Source organism: Klebsiella variicola, assembly GCF_000828055.2.
Lineage (GTDB): Bacteria > Pseudomonadota > Gammaproteobacteria > Enterobacterales > Enterobacteriaceae > Klebsiella > Klebsiella variicola.
Genome location: NZ_CP010523.2, coordinates 3,418,937 through 3,443,797, shown reverse-complemented (window position 1 = coordinate 3,443,797; position 24,861 = coordinate 3,418,937). Strand labels below are relative to the sequence as shown.

General features: G+C 56.8%; 23 protein-coding genes. 6 read left to right on the top strand and 17 right to left on the bottom strand.

Going from position 1 to position 24,861, the window contains the following annotated elements; genetic code table 11:
- Positions 1–212 precede the first annotated feature (212 nt).
- Positions 213–1,841, top strand: coding sequence for a long-chain fatty acid--CoA ligase (locus SP68_RS16215; protein ID WP_023322319.1), 1,629 nt, complete (start codon positions 213–215; stop codon positions 1,839–1,841).
- Positions 1,838–3,562 carry an aldehyde dehydrogenase family protein gene (locus SP68_RS16210; RefSeq protein ID WP_032739561.1) on the top strand — a complete coding sequence of 575 codons (1,725 nt, stop codon included), beginning with the start codon at positions 1,838–1,840 and terminating at the stop codon, positions 3,560–3,562. The genes SP68_RS16215 and SP68_RS16210 overlap by 4 nt, the downstream gene beginning before the upstream one ends.
- A 44-nt stretch (positions 3,563–3,606) precedes the next feature.
- Here SP68_RS16210 and potD read toward each other — a convergent pair whose 3' ends face one another.
- From potD to potA, 4 genes are read right to left on the bottom strand one after another with little or no spacing between them, the layout of a single operon-like run.
- Entirely contained in the window at positions 3,607–4,653 is a 1,047-nt protein-coding gene (gene potD / locus SP68_RS16205; protein WP_008806018.1) for a spermidine/putrescine ABC transporter substrate-binding protein PotD, read from the bottom strand.
- A complete protein-coding gene (potC, locus tag SP68_RS16200) occupies positions 4,650–5,435 on the bottom strand; it encodes a spermidine/putrescine ABC transporter permease PotC (RefSeq protein ID WP_012968557.1) in 786 nt (261 codons plus the stop codon). The genes potD and potC overlap by 4 nt, the downstream gene beginning before the upstream one ends.
- Complete coding sequence (gene potB / locus SP68_RS16195) at positions 5,432–6,289, bottom strand: spermidine/putrescine ABC transporter permease PotB (RefSeq protein WP_023322323.1); 858 nt, start codon at positions 6,287–6,289, stop codon at positions 5,432–5,434. The genes potC and potB overlap by 4 nt, the downstream gene beginning before the upstream one ends.
- On the bottom strand, positions 6,273–7,409 hold the full coding sequence (gene potA / locus SP68_RS16190) for a spermidine/putrescine ABC transporter ATP-binding protein PotA (protein WP_008806021.1): 1,137 nt from the start codon (positions 7,407–7,409) through the stop codon (positions 6,273–6,275). The genes potB and potA overlap by 17 nt, the downstream gene beginning before the upstream one ends.
- 257 nt (positions 7,410–7,666) lie before the next feature.
- Here potA and pepT point away from each other — a divergent pair, with 257 nt between their 5' ends.
- Positions 7,667–8,899, top strand: coding sequence for a peptidase T (gene pepT, locus SP68_RS16185; protein ID WP_012542216.1), 1,233 nt, complete (start codon positions 7,667–7,669; stop codon positions 8,897–8,899).
- A 509-nt stretch (positions 8,900–9,408) separates the two neighbouring features.
- Here pepT and SP68_RS16180 read toward each other — a convergent pair.
- The 3 genes from SP68_RS16180 to phoP form a co-directional block, all read right to left on the bottom strand.
- A complete protein-coding gene (locus tag SP68_RS16180; protein ID WP_012542214.1) occupies positions 9,409–10,530 on the bottom strand; it encodes a ribosomal protein uL16 3-hydroxylase in 1,122 nt (373 codons plus the stop codon).
- Between the two features lie 85 nt (positions 10,531–10,615).
- A complete protein-coding gene (phoQ, locus tag SP68_RS16175) occupies positions 10,616–12,082 on the bottom strand; it encodes a two-component system sensor histidine kinase PhoQ (protein WP_022065903.1) in 1,467 nt (488 codons plus the stop codon).
- Entirely contained in the window at positions 12,082–12,753 is a 672-nt protein-coding gene (phoP, locus tag SP68_RS16170) for a two-component system response regulator PhoP (protein WP_004150807.1), read from the bottom strand. Before phoP ends, phoQ begins: the two co-directional genes overlap by 1 nt.
- A gap of 283 nt (positions 12,754–13,036) precedes the next feature.
- On the opposite strand from phoP, the gene SP68_RS16165 reads away from it, so the two are divergent.
- The gene (locus tag SP68_RS16165) at positions 13,037–13,843 is read left to right on the top strand and encodes an AraC family transcriptional regulator (protein ID WP_008806026.1); all 807 of its coding nucleotides are present in this window, start codon (positions 13,037–13,039) and stop codon (positions 13,841–13,843) included.
- A gap of 83 nt (positions 13,844–13,926) precedes the next feature.
- Positions 13,927–14,289 (top strand): cupin domain-containing protein, encoded by a 363-nt coding sequence (locus tag SP68_RS16160; RefSeq protein WP_022065901.1) that lies wholly within the window; start codon positions 13,927–13,929, stop codon positions 14,287–14,289.
- A gap of 54 nt (positions 14,290–14,343) precedes the next feature.
- Here the strand turns inward: SP68_RS16160 and purB are convergent, their stop codons facing one another.
- The 5 genes from purB to rluE are packed head-to-tail and all read right to left on the bottom strand — an operon-like array spanning position 14,344 to position 18,702.
- The gene (gene purB / locus SP68_RS16155) at positions 14,344–15,714 is read right to left on the bottom strand and encodes an adenylosuccinate lyase (protein ID WP_040975716.1); all 1,371 of its coding nucleotides are present in this window, start codon (positions 15,712–15,714) and stop codon (positions 14,344–14,346) included.
- A gap of 3 nt (positions 15,715–15,717) precedes the next feature.
- Complete coding sequence (hflD, locus tag SP68_RS16150) at positions 15,718–16,359, bottom strand: high frequency lysogenization protein HflD (RefSeq protein ID WP_004140557.1); 642 nt, start codon at positions 16,357–16,359, stop codon at positions 15,718–15,720.
- A gap of 54 nt (positions 16,360–16,413) precedes the next feature.
- Entirely contained in the window at positions 16,414–17,520 is a 1,107-nt protein-coding gene (gene mnmA, locus SP68_RS16145) for a tRNA 2-thiouridine(34) synthase MnmA (RefSeq protein ID WP_012542211.1), read from the bottom strand.
- 56 nt (positions 17,521–17,576) lie between these two features.
- Positions 17,577–18,035, bottom strand: a complete 459-nt coding sequence (locus tag SP68_RS16140) for an NUDIX hydrolase (RefSeq protein WP_008806030.1) — start codon at positions 18,033–18,035, stop codon at positions 17,577–17,579.
- 16 nt (positions 18,036–18,051) lie between these two features.
- The gene (gene rluE, locus SP68_RS16135; protein WP_023339894.1) at positions 18,052–18,702 is read right to left on the bottom strand and encodes a 23S rRNA pseudouridine(2457) synthase RluE; all 651 of its coding nucleotides are present in this window, start codon (positions 18,700–18,702) and stop codon (positions 18,052–18,054) included.
- A gap of 240 nt (positions 18,703–18,942) precedes the next feature.
- On the opposite strand from rluE, the gene icd reads away from it, so the two are divergent.
- Positions 18,943–20,193, top strand: coding sequence for an NADP-dependent isocitrate dehydrogenase (icd, locus tag SP68_RS16130; RefSeq protein ID WP_008806032.1), 1,251 nt, complete (start codon positions 18,943–18,945; stop codon positions 20,191–20,193).
- 117 nt (positions 20,194–20,310) lie between these two features.
- On the opposite strand, the gene SP68_RS16125 is transcribed toward icd, so the two are convergent.
- The 5 genes from SP68_RS16125 to SP68_RS16105 form a co-directional block, all read right to left on the bottom strand.
- Entirely contained in the window at positions 20,311–21,438 is a 1,128-nt protein-coding gene (locus SP68_RS16125; RefSeq protein ID WP_023297374.1) for a site-specific integrase, read from the bottom strand.
- Positions 21,419–21,664, bottom strand: coding sequence for an excisionase (locus SP68_RS16120; protein ID WP_012542206.1), 246 nt, complete (start codon positions 21,662–21,664; stop codon positions 21,419–21,421). Before SP68_RS16120 ends, SP68_RS16125 begins: the two co-directional genes overlap by 20 nt.
- A gap of 52 nt (positions 21,665–21,716) precedes the next feature.
- Positions 21,717–23,855, bottom strand: a complete 2,139-nt coding sequence (locus tag SP68_RS16115; RefSeq protein ID WP_016160634.1) for a 3'-5' exonuclease — start codon at positions 23,853–23,855, stop codon at positions 21,717–21,719.
- Between the two features lie 141 nt (positions 23,856–23,996).
- Positions 23,997–24,341 (bottom strand): Rrf2 family transcriptional regulator, encoded by a 345-nt coding sequence (locus tag SP68_RS16110; protein ID WP_014228879.1) that lies wholly within the window; start codon positions 24,339–24,341, stop codon positions 23,997–23,999.
- Positions 24,342–24,383: 42 nt separating this feature from the next.
- The gene (locus SP68_RS16105; protein WP_016160636.1) at positions 24,384–24,578 is read right to left on the bottom strand and encodes a DUF1482 family protein; all 195 of its coding nucleotides are present in this window, start codon (positions 24,576–24,578) and stop codon (positions 24,384–24,386) included.
- Positions 24,579–24,861 lie beyond the last annotated feature (283 nt).

Sequence of the window (24,861 nt, the reverse complement as noted above, 5' to 3'; positions counted from 1 at the left end):
CTGCCGGGCGATACCCGCCCTGAGCAATGACCTGCCTGTTATGATTTCGTCTTTTTCCTCCTGAATCATTTCTTACTCTATTTTGTGCGTGACCGCTGATTTCTGTACGTTTTTTTGTGCAGACCGGCAAATGTAGACCAGATTCAATAGGCGCCCGCACGATCGCGCCGCGACCCTGTTCCCTGCCGGAAGTCTGTAAAGGAGACCCCGTAATGCCGTCACCGATGATTTATCAGGATCTCACCACTGCCGCGCTGCTCGGCCATGCGGCGCAATATCACAGCGAGACCGAGATTGTCTCGGTGAGTACTGGCGGTGAGCAGGAGCGCAGCAGCTGGGGGGAGGTGGCCAGCCGCGCTCAGCGGCTGGCGTCGGCGCTGGCGTCGCTGGGGCTGCCGCCAGGCGCCCGCTGCGCTACCCTGGCATGGAACAATCGCCGCCACCTGGAGATCTATTTTGCCGTCGCCTCCGGCGGCTGGGTGACACACACTGTCAACCCGCGGCTGTCGGTTGACCATCTGCGGTATATCCTCAACGACGCTGCCGACGAAGTGCTGTTTTTTGACCAGACCTTTCTGCCACTGGTGGCGCAGCTGCTGCCGCAGCTGCCGACGGTGAAACACATCGTGCTGATGGAACCCCGCAGCGAAGCGGCGCTCAGCCAGTTGCCCTCATTGCTGTTTTTTGACGATCTGTTGCAGCAGGGGACAGTAGACTATCGCTGGCCGCAGCTCAATGAACTGACCCCAGCTTCGCTCTGCTACACCTCGGGAACTACCGGCCGGCCGAAAGGGGTGTTGAATACCCATCGTTCGCTGGTCCTGCACGCCCTGAGCGGCAACCAGCCGGACGCCGCCGGCATATCGGCGAAGGACAGCCTGTTGCCGGTGGTGCCGATGTTCCATGTCAACGCGTGGGGGACGCCGTTTATCGCCGCCATGGTCGGCGCGCGGCTGGTGCTGCCGGGGCCGCACCTCGATGGCGACAGCCTGCTGCAGCTGCTGGCCGCCGAGAAGGTAACGGTGGGGTTTGGCGTGCCGGTGATCTGGGCCGGCTTGCTGGCGGCGATGCGCCGGACAGAGGTCCGGCTGCCTGAATTTAAACGTGCACTGGTTGGCGGCTCCGCGCTGCCGCCGTCGATGGCCGAGGCCTTTCAGCGTGATTACGGCATTGAACTGACCCACGCCTGGGGAATGACCGAAACATCGCCTATCGGCACCATCAACACGCCGTTGAGCAAACATGACGCGCTCCCGGCACAGGAGCAGCAAAAGCAGCGCGCCGGTCAGGGGCGGCCCATATTCGGCATCGAACTGCAGGTAGTGGACGTGGATGGCGAACCGTTGCCCCGGGATGGTCAAAGTCAGGGGTATCTGCAGGTCAGAGGGCACTGGGTGGTGGAGCAGTACTATGGTCAGGACGCGAGCGCCCTGACCGCGGGAGGCTGGTTTGATACCGGCGATATCGGTACGCTCGACGCCAATGGTTATCTGGTGATCTGCGATCGGGCAAAGGATATTATCAAGTCCGGTGGCGAGTGGATCTCCACCGTTGAGCTGGAGAATATCGCCATCGCGCATCCGGCGGTGCGCAGCGCGGCGGCCATCGCCGCCCGTCATCCGCGCTGGGACGAGCGGCCGGTGCTGCTGTGCGTTCGCGCGGAAGGGGGCGAAGTGGAAGAGACCGATCTGCTGACCTGGTTTGAGACGCGGGTGCCAAAGTGGCAGATCCCGGACCGGGTGATATTTGTCGACGCGCTACCGGTCAGCGCCACGGGTAAGGTGCTCAAAAATCAACTGCGCCAGGCCTACGGAGAGATTTTAATGAGTGAGGGAAAATGAGCCATGCGCGACCCGGTCTGACGACCTGCTCTCAGTATGATGCTGCCCTGTACGCCTTGTCGGCGGCGCGCCAGCGTTGGGCGGAAACCTCAGTGAACCGTCGTCTGGCGCTGCTGCGCCAGATCAAGGATGCCCTGGCTGGTATTGCCCCGGCGTGGGTGGCCGCGGCGGCGGCGGCCAAAGGGCTGCCGGCGGGCGATCCGCTGGCGGGGGAGGAGTGGCTGGCGGGCCCCTGCGCGCTAATGGTCGGCTGCAACGGGCTCATCGCCACCCTGGAGCAGCTGGAAGAGAAGACCTTTCTGCGGCGGATCCCGCTGCGGACGCTGGCGGACGGCCGCCTGGCGCTGCGGGTGGTGCCCGGCACGCTCTGGGATCGACTGTTGCTGTCTGGAGTTCGCGCTGAGATATGGATGCAGCCAGGCGTCACCCGGGCCCATCTCGACCGCTATGCGGCGCGGGCATACGACATCCCGCCGGCCGCGCGGCAGGGCAAGCTGGCGCTGGTGCTTGGCGCCGGCAATGTGGCCTCGATTGCGCCACTGGATGTGCTACACAAGCTGTTTATTGAAAATCAGGTCTGCCTGCTGAAGCTCAACCCGGTGAATGATTATCTGCACGATCTGCTGGCCCAGGCCCTGGCACCGCTGATTGCCATGGATGCGCTCCGCATCGTCACCGGCGACGCCCAGGCGGGAGCATGGCTGACCAGCCATCCCGCTGTCGATGAGATCCATATCACCGGCTCTCGCGAGACCCATGACGTCATCGTCTGGGGCGACGGTGAAGCGGCTCGCCAGCGTCGGGCCGCCAGGACGCCGCTGAACCCGCGTCGGGTGACTTCGGAGCTGGGCGGCGTCAGCCCTACCATTATCGTACCCGGGCCGTGGAGCGAGGCGGATATCGCTTTTCAGGCGCAGCAGCTGGCGACGCAGAAGATGAACAACGGCGGGTTTAACTGCGTGGCCAGCCAGGTGCTGATCCTGCAGCAGGGCTGGGAGCCAGCGACGGGCTTGCTGAATCAGCTGTACCGGCTGATCGCCGCGAACACCCGTCCGGACTACTACCCCGGCGCTGAAAAAAGGCTGACCGACTTTCGCCTGCGCGCCCGCCAGCCGCTGGAGATAGCGCGTGGCGACGCGCTGCCGTTGATTGTGGCGAACACCGACGATGACCCGGCGCTCTGTCAGCAGGAGGTCTTTGGCCCGGGGCTGTCGGTCACTCGTCTTGAGGCCGACAGTGCGGAAAGTTTTCTGCGCCAGGCGATCGGCTATGCGAATCAGCGGCTGCAGGGCACGCTGGGGGCCAATATTGTGATCCATCCGCGCACCCGTAAAGCGATTGGACGTAAGCGTTTTAACGCGTTAATCGCTGAGCTGCGCTACGGCACGGTGGCGATCAACTGCTGGAGCGGGGTGGCCTTCCTGTTGGCCCCTTGCCCGTGGGGCGCGTTTCCCGGCCACACGCTCGACGATATTCAGAGCGGGCGGGGCAAGGTGCATAACAGCTTTATGCTGGAGAAAACCGAGCGCACGGTGATTGAGGCGCCGTTTCGGCCGTTTCCGCGCAGTCTGTGGCATGGCGAACTGACGCTGATGCCCCTACCGCCCTGGTTTATTACCCACCGGGGTCAGGAAGCGGTGGCGCAGAAGCTGGTGGATTTTTATCATCGGCCGCGCTGGCGCAAGCTGCCGGCGATCCTCTGGCGCGGGCTGAGGGGCTAAGGTGAGAGCAAAAAAAGGCGGAACCGCGGTTCCGCCCTGCGGGATTAGCGGCCCGCTTTCAGCTTCTGGTAATACTCTTCATAAATGGCGCTGGCGCTGCCGACGTCATTCTGCCATTCGCCTTTCTCAATGGTCGCAGCGTCCGGGTAGAGCGATTTATCGTTGGCCACTGCCGGGCTGAGCATTTTGCGTGCCGCCAGGTTTGGCGTGGGGTAGCCGATGGTTTCCGCGACCTGTTTGGCGACATCCGGGCGCAGCAGGAAGTTAATCAGCTTCAGCGCGCCGTCGACGTTTTTGGCATTCGCCGGGATCGACAGGCTGTCCATCCAGAAGATGCCGCCTTCTTTCGGCCAGATCACCTCCAGCGGGGTACCGGCCTGGCGTGCGACGTAAGCCGAGCCGTTCCATACCATTCCGAGGTTCACTTCGCCTTCCATATACGGGTTCGCCGGGTTATCGGAGTTAAACGCCGCGACGTTAGGCATTAACTTTTTCAGCTCGTTATAGGCGGCTTCAATCTCTTTCGGGTCGGTGGTGTTGCCGGAATAGCCCAGCTTACGCAGCGCCATCTGGAACACTTCGCGCGCGTCGTCGGTCAGCAGCAGGCTGCTTTTGTATTCGGGCTTCCACAGGTCGGCCCAGCTGGTAATGGTTTTCGGGTCAATCGCATCGCTGTTGACGCCGATAGCCGTCGCCCCCCAGATATAGGGAATGGAGTAGTCGTTATTCGGATCGAACGGTTTGTTCAGCATCTGCGGATCGAGGTTGCTGAAGTTAGTCAGCTTACTCTTATCGATCTTCTGCAGCATCCCTTCTTTGCGCATCTTGTCGACGAAGTAGGTCGACGGGACGACCAGATCGTACGCACCGTCTTTATAGGTCTTGAGCTTGGCATACATGGTTTCGTTCGACTCGTAGGTCGAATAGATGACCTTGATGCCGGTCTCTTTGGTGAACTGCTCCAGCAGGCCCGGCGGTACGTATTCGGTCCAGTTATAAAAATAGAGCGTTTTGCTATCGTCCGCGTGTGCGGCGCTCATGCCGATTGCCAGAGCGCCGGCTGCGAGCAGGTGGCGTGACCATTTTTTCATTTTAACGTCCCCTGAGTTTTATCACGTGCAATTAACTGACTGGCGATGACCATCACCAGCGACAGAACCAACAGAATCGTGGCCAGGGCGTTCACCTCAGGCGAAACGCCAACCTTGACCATCGAATAGATCTTCAGCGGCAGAATTTCATACCCCGGACCGGTCACGAACGAAGAGACCACCACGTCATCCATCGACAACGTGAAGCTCAGCAACCACCCGGCGGCGACCGCCGGCAGGGCCAGCGGCAGGATGATTTTGCGCAGGATGGTCATCTCGCTGGCGCCCAGATCTTTCGCTGCCTCCAGCATCCGCACATCAAAGCCTTTCAGTCGGGAGAACACCGTGACCACCACAAACGGCAGGCAGAAGGTGATATGCGAAAACAGCAGCGACCAGAAACCAAGCTGAATACCGATCAGCATAAACAGCACCAGCAGGGAGATGGCCATGACAATATCGGGCGACATCATCACCACAAACAGCATGCCGCTAACGAACGGCTTGCCGCGAAAGCGGTAGCGGTACAGCGCCACGGCGGTCAGCGAGCCGATAAGGGTGGCGAAGGTTGCCGACAGCACCGCCATGGTCAGGGAATGCTGGGCGGCCTGCAGCAGGCTATCGTTGTTCATCAGCAGGCTATACCAGTCGGTGGTGAACCCCTGCCAGTTGATACCAAAGCGCGACCGGTTAAACGAGTTAACGATCAGAATAATAATAGGGATGTAGAGATACGCGTAGATGGCGGTCATAAAGCCGCCGCGCAGCAGTCGACCGATCATTCCAGCTCCACCTTTTTATTCAGCAGGCGCGCCGCGCGCCAGTAAATCAACAGCATCAGGCCCATCACCAGGGTTAAGGTAATGCTGGTTGCCGCGCCGAACGGCCAGTCGCGAATATTCAGGAACTGACTCTTGATCACGTTGCCGATCAGCAGGTTCTTGGCGCCGCCCATCAGGTCGGAAACGTAGAACAGCCCCATCGCCGGCAACATCACCAGCAGACAGCCGGCGATGATCCCCGGCATGGTCAGCGGGATGATAATGCGGATAAAGGTCTGCAGCTTGCTGGCACCGAGATCTTTCGCCGCTTCCAGCAGCGGGCGATCCAGTTTCTCAATGCTGGAGTAGAGCGGCATCACCATAAACGGCAGCAGGATATACACCAGGCCGATAATCACCGCCGAGGGGGTGAACATAATGCGTATCGGCGTGTCGATCACCCCTAACCACAGCAGGAACTCGTTCAGATAGCCTTTGGTACTGAGGAAAATCTTCAGCCCGTAAATACGGATCAACGAGTTGGTCCAGAAGGGGACGATCAGCAGAAACAGCAGCAGGGGGCGCACCTTCTGCGGCAGCCGGGCGAGGAACCACGCAAACGGGTAGCCCAGCGCCAGGCAGGCGAGGGTCGCCAGCAGCGCCATGTTCAGTGAATGCAGCAGCACGTCGTAGTAGAGCGGATCCAGCAGCCGCGAGTAGTTGTCCAGCGTGAAGACCAGCTTGACGAAGTTGGCGTCGTCGCGGGTCAGAAAGCTGGTGGCGATGATCATCAGGTTGGGCAGGAAGACAAACAGCACCAGCCAACCGACGACGGTGGCGATCACCACATTCTGGAATTTACTGGAGTTCTTCATCGGCCAGCACCACCTCCCAGCTCTCCACCCAATTGATAGACATTTTCTGGTCAAGAGAGTGGTCGAAATCCGGGTCGTCTTCGTTAAAGAACTCGCTGACCATCACCATTTTGCCGTTTTCCAGCTCGACCACCGACTCAAGGGTCATCCCCTTATAGTTACGCTCTCGCACATAGCCGATCAGGCCGTCGGCGTCGCTGTTGTGGTGGATCTCATCGACGCGCAGATCTTCCGGGCGCAGCAGGACGTGCAGACGTTGGCCGGCCTCCACGGCAAAATTGACGGTGATGTTGCACTCCCGTCCTTCGACACTGGCGCGCACGCGCTGCTCGTCGAGGCGCTCGATCACGGTGGCGTCGAAGATATTGATCTCGCCGATAAAGCTGGCGACGAACAGGTTTTTCGGCTCTTCGTAGATCTCTCGCGGGGTGCCGTCCTGTTCGATTTTGCCATCGCGCATGACCACGATGCGATCGGACATGGTCAGGGCCTCTTCCTGATCGTGGGTCACGAAGACGAAGGTGATCCCGAGCTTACGCTGCAGCGCTTTCAGTTCGTTCTGCATCTGCTTGCGCAACTTGTAATCCAGCGCCGAAAGGGATTCATCGAGCAGCAGCAGGCGCGGTTTGTTAACCACCGCGCGGGCGATGGCCACGCGCTGCTGCTGGCCGCCGGAGAGCTGGTGCGGTTTGCGCTGGGCAAAGTCTTCCAGCTGTACCATCTTTAAGGCATCCAGAACCCGCGGGGTGATTTCCGCCGCCGGGGTTTTCTGCATCCGCAGGCCAAAGGCGACGTTCTCGAATACCGTCATATGCGGAAACAGGGCGTAGCTTTGAAAGACGGTATTGACGTGGCGGTTTTCCGCCGGGACATGGGTGATATCGTGATCTTCGAGATGGATCCGTCCGCTGTCGACGTTTTCCAGGCCGGCGATAAGGCGCAGAACGGTGGTTTTACCGCAGCCAGAGGGGCCAAGCAGGGTGAGAAACTCACCATTGTTGATGGTCAGGTTAAGGTTATCGATGACCGTTTTACCATCAAAGCTCTTGCGAATTCCCGCCAGTTGCACCAGCGGCGAACGCGAACGCGGTTGTATATTCAATTTTTGACTCTGTCCCATGTAGACGCAACGGAAACTTCCGACCGCTGCGGGGTTTGTGATTAACCACCTTTGGGGTTGCACGTTTTTAATAAGGGCCAGCATTCTACGGCAAACAAGGGTAATCGCCAATCCTTGATACGCCTGCATAGTCTACCTTTACACCATAACGTCGGTTCCGTTATTAAATTTCGCTTTACGGGCTAAGAATGACCTGACGCAATATTTGTCTTTTCTGGCTTATGAATAATGTTGTCACAAAAGAAGAGGGTGGCTACATGGATAAATTGCTTGAGCGTTTTTTGCAGTACGTTTCTTTGGACACGCAGTCGAAGCCTGGCGTTCGTCAGGTCCCCAGCACGGAAGGGCAGTGGAAGCTGTTACGCCTGTTGCAGGCGCAGCTGGAAGAAATGGGACTGGTCAAGGTAACGCTGAGTGAAAAAGGGACGGTAATGGGAACCCTGCCCGCCAACGTGGAGGGCGATATCCCGGCCATCGGCTTTATCTCTCACGTCGATACTTCCCCGGATTTCAGCGGTAAAAACGTTAATCCGCAGATTGTCGAAAACTATCGCGGCGGCGATATCGCGCTGGGTATCGGCGATGAGGTGCTCTCCCCGGTGATGTTCCCGGTTCTGCATCAGCTTTTGGGGCAGACGCTGATCACCACCGACGGGAAAACGCTGCTGGGGGCGGACGACAAGGCCGGCATCGCCGAGATCATGACCGCGCTGGCGACCCTGCAGGCGAAAAACATCCCTCATGGCGATATCCGCGTGGCCTTCACCCCCGATGAAGAGGTCGGAAAAGGGGCGAAGCATTTCGATGTCGAGGCCTTTGATGCCCGCTGGGCCTATACCGTCGACGGCGGTGGCGTGGGGGAACTGGAGTTTGAAAACTTCAACGCCGCCTCGGTGACCATTAAGATTGTCGGCAATAACGTGCATCCCGGCACCGCAAAAGGGGTGATGGTCAATGCGCTGTCGCTGGCCGCGCGCATTCATGCCGAAGTGCCGGCCGACGAGGCGCCGGAGACTACCGAAGGTTATGAAGGCTTTTATCACCTCACCAGCATCAAAGGCAGCGTGGATCGGGCCGAGATGCACTACATCATCCGCGATTTTGACCGCAAGCACTTTGAGGCGCGTAAACGCAAGATGATGGAGATCGCCAAAAAGGTCGGCAAGGGGCTGCACCCGGACTGCTATATCGAGCTGGTGATCGAGGATAGTTATTACAACATGCATGAGCAGGTGATCGCCCATCCGCACGTGGTCGATATTGCCCGCCAGGCGATGGTGGACTGCGATATTGAACCGCAGATGAAGCCGATCCGCGGCGGCACCGACGGCGCGCAGCTCTCGTTTATGGGACTGCCGTGCCCGAACCTGTTTACCGGCGGCTACAACTATCACGGCAAACATGAGTTTGTCACCCTGGAAGGGATGGAGAAGGCGGTGCAGGTGATCGTGCGTATCGCCGAGCTGACGGCAACACGAAAAGGGAAATAGCCTTCGCAACCAGGCCGGTCATTCTGCTTGTCGCACAAGATGCCGGATGGCGGCTAACGCCTTATCCGGCCTACGACTCGTGCGATCTGATGCTAATTTACCCACTTGCGCGACTGAAACTGCCGGTGTTGGCGGCCTCAAAATCGCTGAGACGTTCCCGGAAGGCAGGGGCAGCCCGCATGGATGCGGGCTGAGGGCCGTGTTTTGCACGGACGCTGCCTCGGCCCGACCCGAAGCCTGCAGGGATAAGTCGAAGGCACCACGAAGTGGCGATTTTGCTGGCCGGAGCCCGGGGGTACAGGGGGCGGCGGCGACTGGCCGCCCCCTGTGCGCTCCCTACTTCATGAGTAACATAACGCAGAATACATATTGGGAGCGCAATCTGCTCGGAAATAACACAGAACAAACGTTTTTCCCGGGTCGAAACCGTTGCAAACCGATACAGGAGCTACGGAAATCGTGCTGTTTGTAGGCCCGGCAAGCGCAGCGCCGCCGGGCAGGATGATGGCTCAGTCGCCAAAGAACCAGTAGCCGCTGTTGACCAGCGCTGCCAGCATGGCGAGGAATGACGGATCTTCCAGCGCATCGCCAAAATGGTCGGCGCGCAGCGTCAGATGGGTGGCTAAGGCGTCCAGCGCCGGGCGGTGCGGGGAGTTGATCTTCTCGCCATTGACGAACACCTCGCCGTCAATGCGCAGCACCCGCAGGCCGCCCAGGCGTTCCAGCGTGTCGCCCTGCTGCAGGGCATCGTAAATTTCATCTGGCTGATACGGCGGCTCCGGCGGTGCGACGTCGAGCTCATGACGCGACTGGGTGATAAACTCGCCAAACCACTGTTTAAAGTGCTCTGGTTGATTAATCAGCCCCAGCATCATCTCGCGCAGGCGGTCGAGTTCGACGGGTAAAATATCCGCCGGATGGTCGCGGGACGGCACGTCCGGATCGGCGTAGCGCTGGCTGCCCAGTTCGCGCTGGAGAACGTAGTCGGCAAAGCCGCTGAACAGCTCGCGGGCATTCGGCGCGCGATAGCCGACCGAATAGTTGAGCGAATTTTCCAGCGAGTACCCCTCATGCGGGAATCCTGGCGGAATATAGAGAATATCCCCCGGCTCCATCTCTTCATCGATGATCGCCTCGAAGGGGTCAACCTGCAGCAGGTCCGGATGCGGGCAGTGCTGTTTCATCGGCACCTTTTCCCCGACGCGCCAGCGCCGACGGCCGGTGCCCTGAATGATAAACACATCATACTGATCCAGATGCGGACCGACGCCGCCCCCGGGTACCGAGAAGGAGATCATCAGATCGTCGATACGCCAGTCCGGCAGAGCGCGGAACGGATGCATCAGCGCCGCTGAGGGTTCATGCCAGTGGTTAACCGCCTGCACCAGCAGGGACCAGTTGTTTTCACTCAGGTGATCGTAGCTTTCGAAGGGACCGTGACTGACCTGCCATTTTCCATCCTGATGGCTGACAAGGCGGCTATCGACCTCGCTCTCCATGGCCAGTCCAGCCAGTTCGTCCGGGCTTAGGGGGTCGATAAAATTGGCGAAGCCGCGCTTCAGTACCACCGGCCGTTTTTGCCAGTAGCGTTCGATAAAGTCGGGCCAGTTAAGCGTTAATTGATAATCCATATTGATATTCCACTGCAGGTGTCTGACAGGGATTATAACGGATGCGGCGCCCCGGCGATGCAGGCGCCGTTAAAAAACTCAATGATTAACCCTGTTTATCTTCCATCAGCTGGCGGCCAAACACCACCTCCATGCAGGCGCCGCCGAGCAGGCTTTCGCTGGCGATAATCTCCCCGTCATATTGTTCGACGATTTCGCGGGCGACGGAGAGCCCCACGCCCTGGCCGGGACGCAGCGTATCTGCCCGCTGGCCGCGGTCGAAGACGGCGCGGCGCTGGCTCTGCGGGATCCCCGGGCCATCGTCTTCCACCAGAATATGCAGATGGCTGTCGGTGGTCTGGCGCACGGAAACCTCCACGAACTCCAGACAGTACTTACAGGCGTTATCGAGAACGTTACCCATCACTTCCATAAAATCATTCTGCTCGCCGACAAAAGTGATCTCCGGCGAGATGTCGAGCGAGATATTGACCCCTTTACGCTGATAGACCTTGTTGAGGGCGGAGGTCAGGCTGTCGAGCAGGGGGGCGATCGGGTGCAGTTCCCGGCTCAGCAGGGTACCGCCGCTGCGCATGCTGGCGCGATGCAGATAGTAACCAATCTGCTGCGAGATGCGGCTTATCTGCTCCAGCATCACCGGCTCCGCCTCGTCGACGCTAATCTTCTCGCCGCGCAGCGAGCGCAGGGTGCTCTGCATCACCGCCAGCGGCGTTTTCAGGCTGTGGGTGAGATCGGTGAGGGTGGTGCGGTATTTGTCATAGCGTTCACGCTCGCTGCGAACCAGGCGGTTAAGGTTGCTGACCAGCCGGGTCAGCTCGCGGGTGGTGTTGGGATTGAGCTTTTCGCGGTGGTGCTCCTCCAGCTCACGTACCTCTTTCGCCAGCGACTCGATAGGCCGCAGGCTCCACCATGCGGCGACCCACAGCAGGGGGATCACCAGCAGCAGGTTGGCGGCCAGCACGTAGATAAACCAGCTCCACACCATATAGCTGCGCTTGAGCTCCACCGGAATGGTATCGACCACCACAATGCTGAGCTGGGGCATTTTGCTGGTGGCCGGGTAGAGGTTGATTGCCACCGAGTGGGTCATCTCCGAATCGTCGCCCTGCTCGCGGATGGCGTCCAGCTGTTCCTGAATCTCGTGGTTGTTGCGCAGCAGCATGCTGCTGCTGTCGACATCGGCTTCGATCTCATGGAAACCATTGCGCTTCAGCCATTCCGGTTGAATGCGTTTCGCCAGCCAGGGGACATCGCGCTGTGCCCACAGCAGTTTACCCTTCTCATCGTAGATAAGGGTCACCGTCGGGCTTTCCATATTCAGGTTTTCCGGGATATCGACGTCAATAGCGCCGTTCTCCCATTTCGCCAGCATATAAAAGAGATTGCTCTCGCCGCGCAGCAGGCGGAAGGTGGTTTTATCAAAGCTGACGCTGTAGCCCACCAGCGCCACCATGCCATAGGCCAGGGAGAGCACCAGTACGACCCCGGCGGTCGCCAGCAGGAAGCGAACCCGTAATGACAGGGGGAAGATATGCCGCAACAGTCCCTTCATCAGCGCAGTTCGAACAGATACCCCTGGCCGCGCACCGTGGTGATGACGTCCTGCGGGTATTCAGCCTGAATTTTCTTGCGCAGCCGGCCCATCAGTACGTCGATGGTATGGCTCTCACGCAGTTCGGCATCCGGGTAAAGCTGGAGCATCAGGGAATCTTTGCTGACCACTTTGCCGCGGTTGCGGATCAGGGTTTCCATAATGGTGTACTCAAAGGCCGTCAGCTTGATCGGCTGATCGTTGACTGACAGCTCGCGCCGGGAGAGGTCGACCTGGAACGGCGGCAGGGAGATCACCTGTGAGGCCAGGCCGCTGTTGCGGCGCAGCAGCGCCTGCATGCGGGCGGCAACCTCTTCAATATGGAAAGGCTTGGTGACGTAATCATCCGCCCCGGCGCTCAGCACTTCCACTTTATCCTGCCACCCTTCGCGGGCGGTCAGCACCAGCACCGGCAGCGACACATCGTGGCTGCGCCAGCGGCGGATCAGCGATAGTCCGTCTTCATCCGGCAGGCCGAGGTCGACGATGGCGATATCCGGGAGATGTTCGCCCAGATAGTAGTCCGCTTCCCTGGCATCTTCCGCCGCATCGACCTGATGGCCCAGCTCCTGCAGCTGAACTTTGAGGTGGTGACGCAGCAGGGCGTTATCCTCAACCACGAGTACGCGCATGACTGTTCTCCCTTCCTGTGTTGATAGTAATCTGACGCTCATTATATACGCAAAATATAAACAGCTGTTAAATAAAGCTTTTTATACCAACGGCGCATAACACCGCCAGGCAGGGCAGCCTTCGGCGATGCCCTTTGCGCATAATGCATGGAACTCCTTCATTCTATGCGTAATTTCAGCAAACGCCCAGCGGCAGAGCGCGGGCAGTGCGCGGGTTGGTGATGTTAATTTTTTGTGTAATAGTGCTGGGATCACCCCTCAATGACGCCGCAGGTTATCCATTATGTCTCAGCAGAAAAGTGCGGACTGGGTCAGGCTGGCGCAGTCGCCCAGTCAGACGGAACGCATCGAAGCCTTCTTCGGCGGCCACGGCTATGAGCCCCACCGGCATGATACCTATGCTATCGGCCAGACGATCGCCGGCGTGCAGAGCTTTCACTATCGCGGCGGACTCCAGCACAGCCTGCCCGGCGGAACGATGGTGCTTCACCCGGACGAAATACATGACGGCGAGGCGGGCACCGAGGCGGGGTTTCACTACCGCATGGTCTATATCGAACCGGCGCTGATCCAGAAGATACTCGGCGGCAGGCCACTGCCGTTTATTCCCGGCGGCCTGTCGGCGGATCCGCGCCTGCGTTGCGCCGCGCAGCCGTTGTTAAAAGCGGTCACGGACACCTTCGAGCCGCTGGAGGAAGAGGATGCTCTGTACGACCTGGCGCAGACCCTGGCTGTGGTCGGCGGGCAGCGTTCCCGTCGCCAGGCATTTGACTATCAGGCGGCGGAGAGGGCCCGGGAGTATATCCATGCCTGTTTTATGCAGGATATGACCCTCGACACCTTATCGCAGGTCAGCGGCCGGGACCGCTGGAGCCTGAGCCGGGATTTCAGAACGCTGTACGGCACCAGCCCGTGGCGTTACGTCATGATGCGCCGGCTTGATTTTTGCCGCCAGCGGATGCGCGCCGGGGAACGTCTGGTGGATATTGCCGCCGACGCGGGGTTTGCCGATCAGAGCCACATGACGCGCCAGTTTATCAGCCGCTTTGGTCTCTCTCCGGGCCGCTGGCTGCGGGCGATCCGCGGCTAGCGCGGTTCAGGTTGCACAATCGTTCAAGCGTGACCGCGGCGAGGCGAACTATGCTGACTGCCTTTATCACAAGGAGACAGCCCATGTATCAACTCGTTAATCTTGCTCAGAAATTTTCCCTGTTCAGCGAACAATGGCAGCCCAAAGTGGTGGCTGAGATGAACGACTATCAGTTCAAGATCGTGCGTATCGCCGGCGATTTTATCTGGCACAGCCACCCGGAAACCGATGAGACACTGATGGTGGTGGAGGGGGTATTACGCGTGGACTTCCGCGACGGACATGTGCTGGTGAAGGCCGGGGAGATGATCGTCGTGCCGTGCGGGGTGGAACATAAGACCTCGGCGGAGACGGAAGCGAAGCTCATGCTGATTGAGCCGCGTGGCGTGCTGAATACCGGCCATGAGGGCGGCGAGCGGACGGCGGTGAACGACGTCTGGATCTGATTGCTTTCCGGCGACAAAACGCCCCTCTTTCCGCCGGAAAGAGGGGCTGGGCGATTACTTCAGCTCGTCAACCATGGTGGTTGCCCGACCAATATAGTTGGCCGGGGTCATCGCTTTGAGGCGCACTTTTTCGTCTTCCGGAAGGGCGAGGCTGTCAATAAACTGCTTCATCCCTTCCGCGTCAACGCGTTTGCCGCGGGTCAGCTCTTTCAGCTTCTCGTACGGTTTTTCGATACCGTAACGGCGCATCACGGTCTGGATCGGCTCAGCCAGTACTTCCCAGTTGTGATCCAGTTCGTCCAGCAGGTGATCCTGGTTCAGCTCCAGCTTACTGATCCCTTTGAGGGTGGACTGATAGGCGATCAGCGCATAGCCGATTCCCACGCCGAGGTTACGCAGGACGGTGGAGTCGGTCAGGTCGCGCTGCCAGCGGGAAACCGGCAGTTTGCTGGCCAGGTGCTGCATGACCGCATTGGCCAGGCCGAGGTTGCCTTCGGAGTTTTCGAAGTCAATCGGGTTCACCTTGTGCGGCATGGTGGAGGAGCCGATTTCCCCGGCGATGGTCTTCTGTTTGAAGTGGTTGAGCGCGATGTAGCCCCACACATCGCGATCGAAGTCGATCAGAATGGTGTTGAAGCGCGCGATGCAGTCAAACAGCTCAGCGATGTAGTCATGCGGCTCGATCTGGGTGGTGTACGGGTTCCACTGAATGCCCAGCGAGGTGACGAACTCTTCGCTGAACTGATGCCAGTCGACTTCCGGGTAGGCCGCGATGTGGGCGTTGTAGTTACCCACCGCGCCGTTGATTTTACCGAGGATTTCCACCTGGTTCAGCTGACGGTACTGGCGCTCCATACGGTAGGCGACGTTCGCCATCTCTTTACCCATGGTGGACGGCGTTGCCGGCTGACCGTGGGTACGGGAGAGCAGCGGCACATCGCGGTACTGGGTTGCCAGATCTTTTACCGCGTCAATCAGCTTGCGCCAGTAAGGCAGAACCACTTCGTCGCGGGCGGTTTTCAGCATCAGCGCGTGGGAGAGGTTATTGATGTCTTCAGACGTACAGGCGAAGTGAATAAACTCTGATACCGCGTGCAGCTCGGCGACGTCAGCGACTTTCTCTTTCAGAAAATACTCTACCGCTTTCACGTCGTGGTTAGTGGTGCGCTCGATGGTTTTGATGCGCTCCGCGTCTTCGACGCTGAAATCGGCGACGATTTTGTCAAGGAAACCGTTTGCGTCGGCAGCAAAAGCAGGAACTTCCTTGATCGCTGCGTGGGCGGCCAGTTTTTGCAGCCAACGTACTTCCACCTGAACGCGGAATTTCAGCAAACCGAATTCGCTGAAGATACCGCGCAGCGCGCTGACTTTATCGCCGTAGCGGCCGTCTACAGGGGAAACGGCGGTCAGTGAGGATAATTCCATAGATCACAACTCCGGGGTTAAATGAGCAAGAATTTGCTTTGCCTGGTTAACCAGACGATTACGGGAAAACATAAGCTGCAGACGTCCGCCGCCCACCTGATGCCAGAGCACCGCGGCGCGAATACCCGCCAGCAGCGCTGAGCGAACTTTCGCCTGCACCTGCGGGCTTTGCAGCACGGCAGGGGAGCCGGTCACCTGAATACGCGGCCCCAGCGGGCTTATCACGTCAACATAGATGCCTGCCATGGCGCTGAGCAGCGTTTCGGACTGCAGGTCAAAGTGTTCCAGTTGACGGTGCAGGCCGGCGATGCGGTTGCCGAGCGTGTCCATCGCCCCTTTACTGGCGGCGAGCTTGCGCTCCAGCACCATCAGGCTCAGGGTATAGCGCGTCAGTTCAGCATTGAGGCCCTGACGGCTGCTGGTATTGAGCACCCCGAGCAGCGTTTCAAGGCCGAGGCGAAGATTGGCTTCACTGCCACCGAACACCGCCAGCGTCGACTCGGGATCGAGGTCGATGATGCTGTTCAGCGACACATGCAGGGCATCGCTGTCGCAATGTCCCTGATGCGCCAGTTGCTGAACCAGTCGTGCCGCCTGGCAAACGCCAGCCAGCGCCAGCGTGATGTCATAGTAATTCTTCGCCACACATACTCCTTGTCAGCCGTCGGGGCGGTTCGTCCCGACGGAAATAACGCGCGTTCAGGACTGCAGAGGCAGTCGTTGTTCAATAATTCCGCCGCCGAGGCACACTTCACCCAGATAGAACACTGCGGACTGGCCCGGGGTGACCGCCGCGACCGGCTCATCAAAGCGAACTTCGATACGGTCTTCATCCAGCGCGGTGACGGTGCAGGGGATATCGGTCTGGCGATAGCGGGTTTTCACCGTGCAGCGCAGGGTGCCCTGCAGCGGTTCACGGTCAACCCAGTGCAGCTGTTGGGCAATCAGGCCGACGGACATCAGGCGCGGGTGGTCATGGCCCTGGGCGACGATAAGAATATTATTCTCAACGTCTTTATCCACCACGTACCACGGATCTTCGCTACCCTCTTTGGTGCCGCCGATGCCCAGCCCTTTACGCTGGCCCAGCGTATGGTACATCAGCCCCTGATGGGTACCGATCTCCTCGCCGTCGACGGTGAGAATTTTGCCCGGCTGCGCCGGCAGATAGCGGCCAAGGAAATCGCGGAATTTACGTTCGCCGATAAAGCAGATGCCGGTGGAATCTTTTTTCTTCGCGGTGATCAGATCCAGCTCTTCGGCGATCTTACGCACCTGCGGTTTTTCCAGCTCACCCACCGGGAACAAGCTCTGGGCAATCTGCTCGTGGCTAAGGGTATAGAGGAAGTAGCTCTGATCTTTGTTACCGTCGAGGCCGCGCAGCAGCTGGCTTTTGCCGTCGACATCGGCGCGGCGCACATAGTGCCCGGTGGCGATGTAGTCGGCGCCGAGGTCTTCGGCGGCAAACTCGAGGAAGGCTTTAAACTTGATCTCTTTATTGCACAGAATATCCGGGTTCGGCGTGCGGCCAGCTTTGTACTCTTCCAGGAAGAGCTCAAAGACGTTATCCCAATATTCGGCGGCAAAGTTAACGGTGTGCAGTTCAATGCCCAGCTTATCGCAGACCGCTTGCGCATCGGCAAGATCGGCGGCGGCGGTGCAGTATTCCTCGCCGTCGTCTTCCTCCCAGTTCTTCATGAACAGGCCTTCCACCTTATACCCTTGCTGCAGCAACAGGTACGCGGAGACCGAGGAGTCGACGCCGCCGGACATGCCGACGATCACTTTTTTCTGGCTTTCTGACATGGAAATACTCGCTACATTGAACTTCGAGGCGGCGTATTCTAGCACGCGCTCACCGTTCATTCACCCCCTGTGAACGGCCAGTTAAATGCGCCAATCAGCGACAGCGGCTGGCGCGGGTCCTGCAGATAGCAGCGAATGCTTTCGGCAACCAGCGGCGAGCGCAGATTCGGCGCGTTAAGAATTTCCTCAGCACTGAGCCACAGGCAGCGATCGATATCGCTGTCATGCGGTTCGGTGGCGCACAGATCGCTAAGTTCGATGGCGAACAGGAAGCGCAGAAACGGCGTGTTATCGGGAGCGACCCACTGGTGCATGCGGATGAAGTGCTGCGGCGTGGCGCGAATGCCGGTCTCTTCCCACAGTTCGCGTTCGGCGGCCTGCAGCAGCGTTTCGTTGGCCTCCAGGTGGCCCGCCGGTTGGTTCCACAGCGCTTTGCCGTTAATGGTCTCTTCGACGATGAGGAATTTATCCTCGGCGTGAACCACGCAGGCAACGGTGACATGAGGTTTAAACATCGCTTTTCCTTTCTAGTTATTCGGCTTTACGCCATTCGCCGTTGGCCAGCCCGTCAAGCGTATAGCCGCCCATGGCGTAGCGGATCAGACGCAGGGTGGGGAAGCCGACGTGGGCGGTCATCCGGCGCACCTGGCGGTTACGTCCCTCGTAAAGGGTGATTTTCAGCCAGCGGGTGGGGATCGATTTGCGCTCGCGAATAGGCGGGTTGCGCGGCCACAGCCACGCGGGCTCCTCCACCACTTCCACGCCTGCAGGCAGGGTGGGGCCATCGTTGAGCGTGACGCCGTCGCGTAGCGCGGCCAGCGCCTCGGCGGTGGGTTCGCCTTCCACCTGGACGTAGTAAATCTTGCCGGTGCGTTTACCCGGCTGGGTTAGCTTCGCCTGCAGCGCGCCATCGTTGGTCAGCACCAGCAGCCCTTCGCTGTCGCGGTCAAGACGACCGGCGGCGTAGACGCCCGCCACGGGGATAAAATCTTTCAGCGTGCTGCGCCCGGCTTCGTCGGTAAATTGCGGCAACACATCATAGGGTTTATTGAACAAGATCACAGTTTTTGGCTGGCGTTCTTTACGTTGTCTGGTGACTTGTTGTGTGCTGAATCGCTCAACGCGATGTTTTCTAAATGAAGTTTTCTGCATGGTATTTTCAGGCTCTATCAATTGCCGCATTATAGCCTAATTACGAATGCCTTTCATGGACGCAAACATTCAGGTAGTATTGACATGCTCATTACAAATTATTAACAAAAAATTGCTCAAACCGATTCGCACTACAGGCAGGAAGGCGACACGGACGCGATAGCTCCGCTTAGCGGGAAAACCCGGTACGCTGGAGCTGGCCGACTCAGCCAACACCAGGCTCGCGTGAAGAGGGAAGAGCAGAACCAGAAGCGCTCGAAGGAGAGGTTAATGGAAAGCAAAGTAGTAGTTCCGGCGGAAGGTCAAAAAATCACCCTGCAAAACGGCAAACTGAACGTCCCTCACAATCCGATTATCCCGTTCATTGAAGGCGACGGTATCGGCGTTGACGTTACCCCAGCGATGCTGAAAGTGGTTGATGCCGCCGTTGAGAAAGCCTATAAGGGCGAGCGTAAAATTTCCTGGATGGAAGTTTACACCGGTGAAAAATCGACCCAAGTCTATGGCCAGGATGTCTGGCTGCCAGCTGAAACCCTCGATCTGATTCGTGACTACCGCGTTGCTATCAAAGGTCCTCTGACCACCCCAGTCGGCGGCGGCATCCGTTCTCTGAACGTGGCGCTGCGCCAGGAGCTGGACCTCTACGTCTGCCTGCGTCCGGTACGTTACTACCAGGGCACCCCGAGCCCGGTTAAGCACCCTGAACTGACCGATATGGTTATCTTCCGTGAAAACTCAGAAGATATCTATGCCGGTATCGAGTGGAAAGCCGACTCTGCTGAAGCAGACAAAGTCATCAAATTCCTGCGCGATGAGATGGGCGTGAAGAAAATTCGCTTCCCGGAACATTGCGGTATCGGCATCAAGCCGTGCTCTGAAGAAGGCACCAAACGCCTGGTTCGCGCCGCGATTGAATACGCGATCACCAACGATCGTGATTCCCTCACCCTGGTGCACAAAGGCAACATCATGAAGTTCACCGAAGGCGCGTTCAAAGACTGGGGCTACCAGCTGGCTCGCGAAGAGTTCGGCGGCGAGCTGATCGACGGCGGCCCGTGGGTGAAAATCAAGAACCCGAACACCGGTAAAGAGATCGTGGTGAAAGACGTGATCGCCGATGCGTTCCTGCAGCAGATCCTGCTGCGTCCGGCGGAATACGACGTTATCGCCTGTATGAACCTGAACGGCGACTACATCTCTGACGCGCTGGCGGCACAGGTTGGCGGTATCGGTATCGCCCCGGGCGCCAACATCGGTGACGAGTGCGCGCTGTTCGAAGCGACTCACGGTACTGCGCCGAAGTATGCCGGCCAGGACAAAGTGAACCCGGGCTCCATCATCCTATCCGCAGAGATGATGCTGCGCCACATGCAGTGGTTCGAAGCCGCAGACCTGATCGTCAAAGGCATGGAAGGCGCTATCGCCGCCAAGACCGTGACCTATGACTTTGAACGTCTGATGGAAGGCGCTAAACTGCTGAAATGTTCAGAGTTTGGCGACGCGATTATCGCGAACATGTAATCTGGCCCCCAGATTATGTCAGAACGGGAACCTGGTGGTTCCCGTTTTTATTATTAGTTTTCGAACGGTTATCAAAATTTTATCAAAACAAGTTATCAAAACCCCTCCCGAAAAACCTCACAAGGCCACCGTTGTCCACCCCTTCCCACGATCATCATGGTACCTATCCGTTTGTTGTTGAGTTTTATGTCCAAGTAAATCTTTCGTGTTTATACCTTGGGCTTTATATAACCGCTCGGAAAGCGATCTTTGTTCATGGAAAGTTGCCGGTGTACCTTGTCCCCAGTCAATATCTGCACTGTCTCTTGCCTTGCTGAAATTCATGGTCAGTGTTCTGGGTTTCACCTGTGCTCCTCGCTCAGCCTGTGAGGTGGTTCTAAAGAAATGAACCAAATAAGGGCTTACTGCATAATCCCGGCAACGACTGATTACATCTCGGAGGCTCCAGTTGATTGCGTTGCAACGCAGAGCCAATGGTATAGCGATTTTGCTTCCGGTTTTCTCTTGCTCAACGTGTAGATGATCGTCCCAGATGTCCGAGAATTTCATACGGGATATATCACCTAGTCGCTGTCCTGTTACTATGGCTAAAAGCATGGCGTTCCCCATGTATTTGTGATTTTCATCGGCTATATCAAAAATCTTTTGCCATTCCTCAAGAGTGAGGCGCTGGCGAGTGATCTTTCTACGAGGTTGTTTAGTTGCTAGTGCAGGGTTATAACCAGGAGGTACTTCTCCCGCATGCTGAGCTTCTTTAAAAACATCTATTAGGACAGAGCGAATGACCTGAGCCATTCTGGGTTGTCCCTCCGCTAAATATTCATCAAGAATTTGCGCAACATCTCGAACATTGACAGCGGATATTAATTTCATTCCTACCCGTTCCTTAAGCAGAGATACTGGTTTTGCTTTTTGTTTGATAGTGTTTTCTTTAATATCTCCGGACTTCAATCTTTCCTGCTGAATCTTCCAGTAACGTTCAAGCCAGGTGTTAGTTGATATTGATTTTCCTGAGTTGGTGGAAATTCTGTCAGTGATTGCCATTATCTGGCGGGTTTGTTGTTCCGCCAGTCTTTTATTTGCTTCAATAGCTATTGCCGTGGCCTCTGCTTCGTCTGTTCCTAGACTATGAAACTTACCAGTTATCGGGTGCTTATAACGCCAGTATACTTTATTAACCTTTCTGCTGAAGAGCGGGTATAAATTTGGAATAGATATATTATTTTTACGTGGTCTGGCAGCCATCGTTCAAAATCCTCTGCAAAAGAACAGGGTCGCTTTTCTTTACTACAGGAGTGGTCAATGTACCGACCAACTCAGCATCCTCCCTGACGCGCCAGAATCGACCTTCTTTTTTGGCTGGGGGAGAAAACATATTCTGTTTAGCATAATTCCTGAGAGTGGAAACACTTGGAGGATTGCTTCTGTATTTCTCGTTTGCCCACTCTTCAAGGGTTAACATCTGGAGCATATGTTTTACCTCATCATGGCCCATTGCTGGGCCAGTATCTGAAAATACAAAATCAGTTTTGCATCAATTTTTGCAGCACCTGATTGCCGGCAATTATTCGCTGCCAGACCGCTGATACATAGCGGGCCTGATGAATAGCATCAGCGAGGGCATTGTGACGAGACCCTTCAAACGGGATCGTTGTTTTGGGGTCGAAGCTAATGGCCTGGCCGAGCTCTACCATTGTTCGTACGTCCCGATCGTTCCAGTATTCCCACGGATAATCTTCAGCAATGCAATCGTAAGAAGAACGCAGAATAGAGTTGTCGAATGACGCACCGTTACCCCATACCTGCGCCTTTTTGCTCCCACCAGCGACATTATCAGAAACAAATTCTCTGAACTGGAGTAATGCATCCTGCAACGGGATAGCATCATCATTTACGATCGCAGAGCGTGCTTCGGAGGACTGCTTAAGCCACCAGATAACAGTAGATGGATCGATTACGGCGCCCCAGTTCACGGAGGATTCAAGGCATACGACTTTATAGAAACTTTCTCCAATAGAGCCGGTTGCCGGGTCAAAAACAACCGCACCAATAGCGACGATAGGGGCGTTATGTTTTTTACCCATGGTTTCCAGATCAACCATAACGTGAACATAATCAATTGGCTGATCTTCCTCCTTATTATGATGACCGGATTCAATATCTACAGAATCCGTTTGATGAACAACTTCATCTGTTTTTTCTTTTTGGTTAACCTTGCCCGTAACGTCAACAAGACCTTCAATGGAAAATACTCCGTCCCCAATTTTTGAAACTTCAGGCTGCCTGGTCTTGGTAAGGTCTTCGGTTACCCACTTCGGATCCGTAGGGTCGCTAACCCCTTCAACATATTCGCCGCGCTCGGCGGCCAGAACCTGATTAGCGTCCGGACGTTGCTTTTGAGCCTCTTTTACCAGTTCGGCACCAACTGCTTTAATGTCGGAGGAGAGTGTTTCCAGTTTTGCGCTGCTATCCTCTCCGGCGATTACTTGGTTTGTTGCATCCAGAGTGACTGCAGCAGATGGAATATGTCCCGCCTTGGTAAGCGTCTCAGCGCTCGGGGTATCATGCTTATGTTCAGTCAGATTCGCGTTGATGTAGCCACGCAACCGATCTGGAAAAGGAGTTATTCCACTGGATGCTTCCCTGATCAGTGCAAAAATCGCTGCACGGGAATAATCAAGGATGCCTGGTGTGCTCCGTAATGCTGCAGACCATTCTTTAAATGGACTTTCTTTCTTCTGTACTATTTCCTTCGCGCGGCGGTGGACTGATGCCGGAAAATTATAGATGTCAAAATCCATAGGCATCGTTGCAAGAGCGATCTCTATATCCAGAGTATCCAGCGAATGCTGATAATCCGGATTGCGGTCAGTTTTGTTACCGCCGCCAGCATTGGCGCCGGCATCGGTTTTGTTTATTGAGGTGATATAGTTTCCAGCAGCCCATTCCTTTGTAAGGATCCCGCGGTCAATGTGCGACGTTTCAAGCCACAATTTGGCGAACTGAATTTGCTTGCCGAGCTCATGGCGTTTCCCCACAGGAAATACGCTCTTAAATGCACTGGTAAATTTCCACAGGCCAGGCATATCATATTTTTTAAGCTCCGGAATATTTTCTGCCGTCAGCAGCAGATTCTGCACACCGTGATTATCCGTATCCATTTCCATCGCTGAAAGGCGGTTACGATGAGGAATGCTAATGTGATACACGTGGCGCTCGTCGGCCATATACTGGGCAAGCAGCTGCGTGCGGAATGACATTTCCGCCAGGTTGAAGAGTGCTTCTTCATTGTTCGAATAGTCCTCTTCATCGCTATTTGCAGGAGAGATATCGTTTTCTGGTTTACTGGAGGGCTGTGGTTCAGCAGCCGCTGGCGCAACGATTTTTTGCCATGTCAGCCCGTCTTCACCACCAAGCTCGTAGCGATCGCACCAGGTGTCATCCAGTACACCTTCTTCCGGTAAGTCATCAACGATGAGCCAGTTGGTGCGGATCGGCAGCTGATGGCTGGCGCCGCGGCCAACGTTAATTTCAGCGTCTTCCAGGATGTCCAGGATTTTGCGCTCGGCGCGAGAATCGGATTTAGCAGAGAACCAGCAGAAGAGACTTTTCGCTTCGTTTGCTTTTGCCTTCGCTTTAATGAGATACGGGTAGTTGTTCATTGCGTTTGGGCTCCTTTGGATTGTAAGATACCCGGCAGCTGATGGCAGCCGCCCTGGTGGTGGTCATTGGTCAAAACTCGATTCCGGAAAGCTTTGGTCGGCTGACCGGGTACTTAACCCGCCTTGCGCGGGTTTTGTGCTTTATGGGGCTGGCGAATCGCCCCGCAGCAGCTGTGATACGCGAACGTCGTCAAGCGCTCGCAGGATAGGCTCAAAAGTTTTATGGGCTGGCAGTTTAGATACCGCAGTGATCACTTCTGTAACGGTGATGTCATCGCCGCGGGGGCTATAACCACCACCTGGGCCACGCTGTGAAATTACCAGGTTACCCGCCCGCAGCTTTTTGAAGATCTGCTCAAGGTATGAAGTAGACAGCTTTGACTCTTTACTGATGGCCGTCAGTGAAACGGGCGAGCCGTCATAGAGCTTATTCAAAGTGGCGGCGGCCTGGACAGATGCCAGAACGCGTTTCATTCCAAATTCCATAATCACTTCTCCGGCCGTAACGGCCATTGGTCAAAACTCGATTCAAAAACTCACTGCAGGCTGTTGGTCGTCAGCCATGTTTTGTGCATTTCGGTAGGGGAGGCACTGGCCCTGTACTTTTTGTTCATCGGCGTTGCTGTTGCAACTGGCCTCTGATGGATAAACACCGATCAGAACATCAGAGCATTCACCAGTGAGAGCACAAACGCTGATGACAAGGGCAAACAGGGTATTCATGCCTCAGCCTCAGGGTTTCCTTTCTGCGCCAGCAAGTAACACAGCTGGCGTAGTCTCACCTCGAACCAGTTCAGGCGGGTCGCCTGGTTCCCGGTAGGTACTCGGGCAAAATCCTTCATAGTTATCTCCAGTTAACTCAGTATTAGGATGTGGTTTTGCAATGCGGCGCCGGGTGCCTCCCGGTGACGGCAGCCAGTTAACAACTACCGCCGACAACTTTTTCCCCACAATGTGTGAATAACCGCCATGTTTACTTTTTTAACTGTGTCGCGTGCGCATAGCC

Coding starts and splice junctions, on each gene's coding strand:
- icd (WP_008806032.1), top strand. CDS start 18,943: ATGGAAAGCAAAGTAGTAGTTCCGGCGGAAGGTCAAAAAATCACCCTG.
- potD (WP_008806018.1), bottom strand. CDS start 4,653: ATGAAAAAATGGTCACGCCACCTGCTCGCAGCCGGCGCTCTGGCAATC.
- SP68_RS16120 (WP_012542206.1), bottom strand. CDS start 21,664: ATGCTCCAGATGTTAACCCTTGAAGAGTGGGCAAACGAGAAATACAGA.
- SP68_RS16115 (WP_016160634.1), bottom strand. CDS start 23,855: ATGAACAACTACCCGTATCTCATTAAAGCGAAGGCAAAAGCAAACGAA.
- SP68_RS16165 (WP_008806026.1), top strand. CDS start 13,037: ATGTCTCAGCAGAAAAGTGCGGACTGGGTCAGGCTGGCGCAGTCGCCC.
- SP68_RS16125 (WP_023297374.1), bottom strand. CDS start 21,438: ATGGCTGCCAGACCACGTAAAAATAATATATCTATTCCAAATTTATAC.
- SP68_RS16215 (WP_023322319.1), top strand. CDS start 213: ATGCCGTCACCGATGATTTATCAGGATCTCACCACTGCCGCGCTGCTC.
- potA (WP_008806021.1), bottom strand. CDS start 7,409: ATGGGACAGAGTCAAAAATTGAATATACAACCGCGTTCGCGTTCGCCG.
- SP68_RS16140 (WP_008806030.1), bottom strand. CDS start 18,035: ATGTTTAAACCTCATGTCACCGTTGCCTGCGTGGTTCACGCCGAGGAT.
- pepT (WP_012542216.1), top strand. CDS start 7,667: ATGGATAAATTGCTTGAGCGTTTTTTGCAGTACGTTTCTTTGGACACG.
- SP68_RS16110 (WP_014228879.1), bottom strand. CDS start 24,341: ATGGAATTTGGAATGAAACGCGTTCTGGCATCTGTCCAGGCCGCCGCC.
- SP68_RS16210 (WP_032739561.1), top strand. CDS start 1,838: ATGAGCCATGCGCGACCCGGTCTGACGACCTGCTCTCAGTATGATGCT.
- phoQ (WP_022065903.1), bottom strand. CDS start 12,082: ATGAAGGGACTGTTGCGGCATATCTTCCCCCTGTCATTACGGGTTCGC.
- rluE (WP_023339894.1), bottom strand. CDS start 18,702: ATGCGGCAATTGATAGAGCCTGAAAATACCATGCAGAAAACTTCATTT.
- SP68_RS16180 (WP_012542214.1), bottom strand. CDS start 10,530: ATGGATTATCAATTAACGCTTAACTGGCCCGACTTTATCGAACGCTAC.
- mnmA (WP_012542211.1), bottom strand. CDS start 17,520: ATGTCAGAAAGCCAGAAAAAAGTGATCGTCGGCATGTCCGGCGGCGTC.
- SP68_RS16160 (WP_022065901.1), top strand. CDS start 13,927: ATGTATCAACTCGTTAATCTTGCTCAGAAATTTTCCCTGTTCAGCGAA.
- SP68_RS16105 (WP_016160636.1), bottom strand. CDS start 24,578: ATGAATACCCTGTTTGCCCTTGTCATCAGCGTTTGTGCTCTCACTGGT.
- purB (WP_040975716.1), bottom strand. CDS start 15,714: ATGGAATTATCCTCACTGACCGCCGTTTCCCCTGTAGACGGCCGCTAC.
- phoP (WP_004150807.1), bottom strand. CDS start 12,753: ATGCGCGTACTCGTGGTTGAGGATAACGCCCTGCTGCGTCACCACCTC.
- potB (WP_023322323.1), bottom strand. CDS start 6,289: ATGAAGAACTCCAGTAAATTCCAGAATGTGGTGATCGCCACCGTCGTC.
- potC (WP_012968557.1), bottom strand. CDS start 5,435: ATGATCGGTCGACTGCTGCGCGGCGGCTTTATGACCGCCATCTACGCG.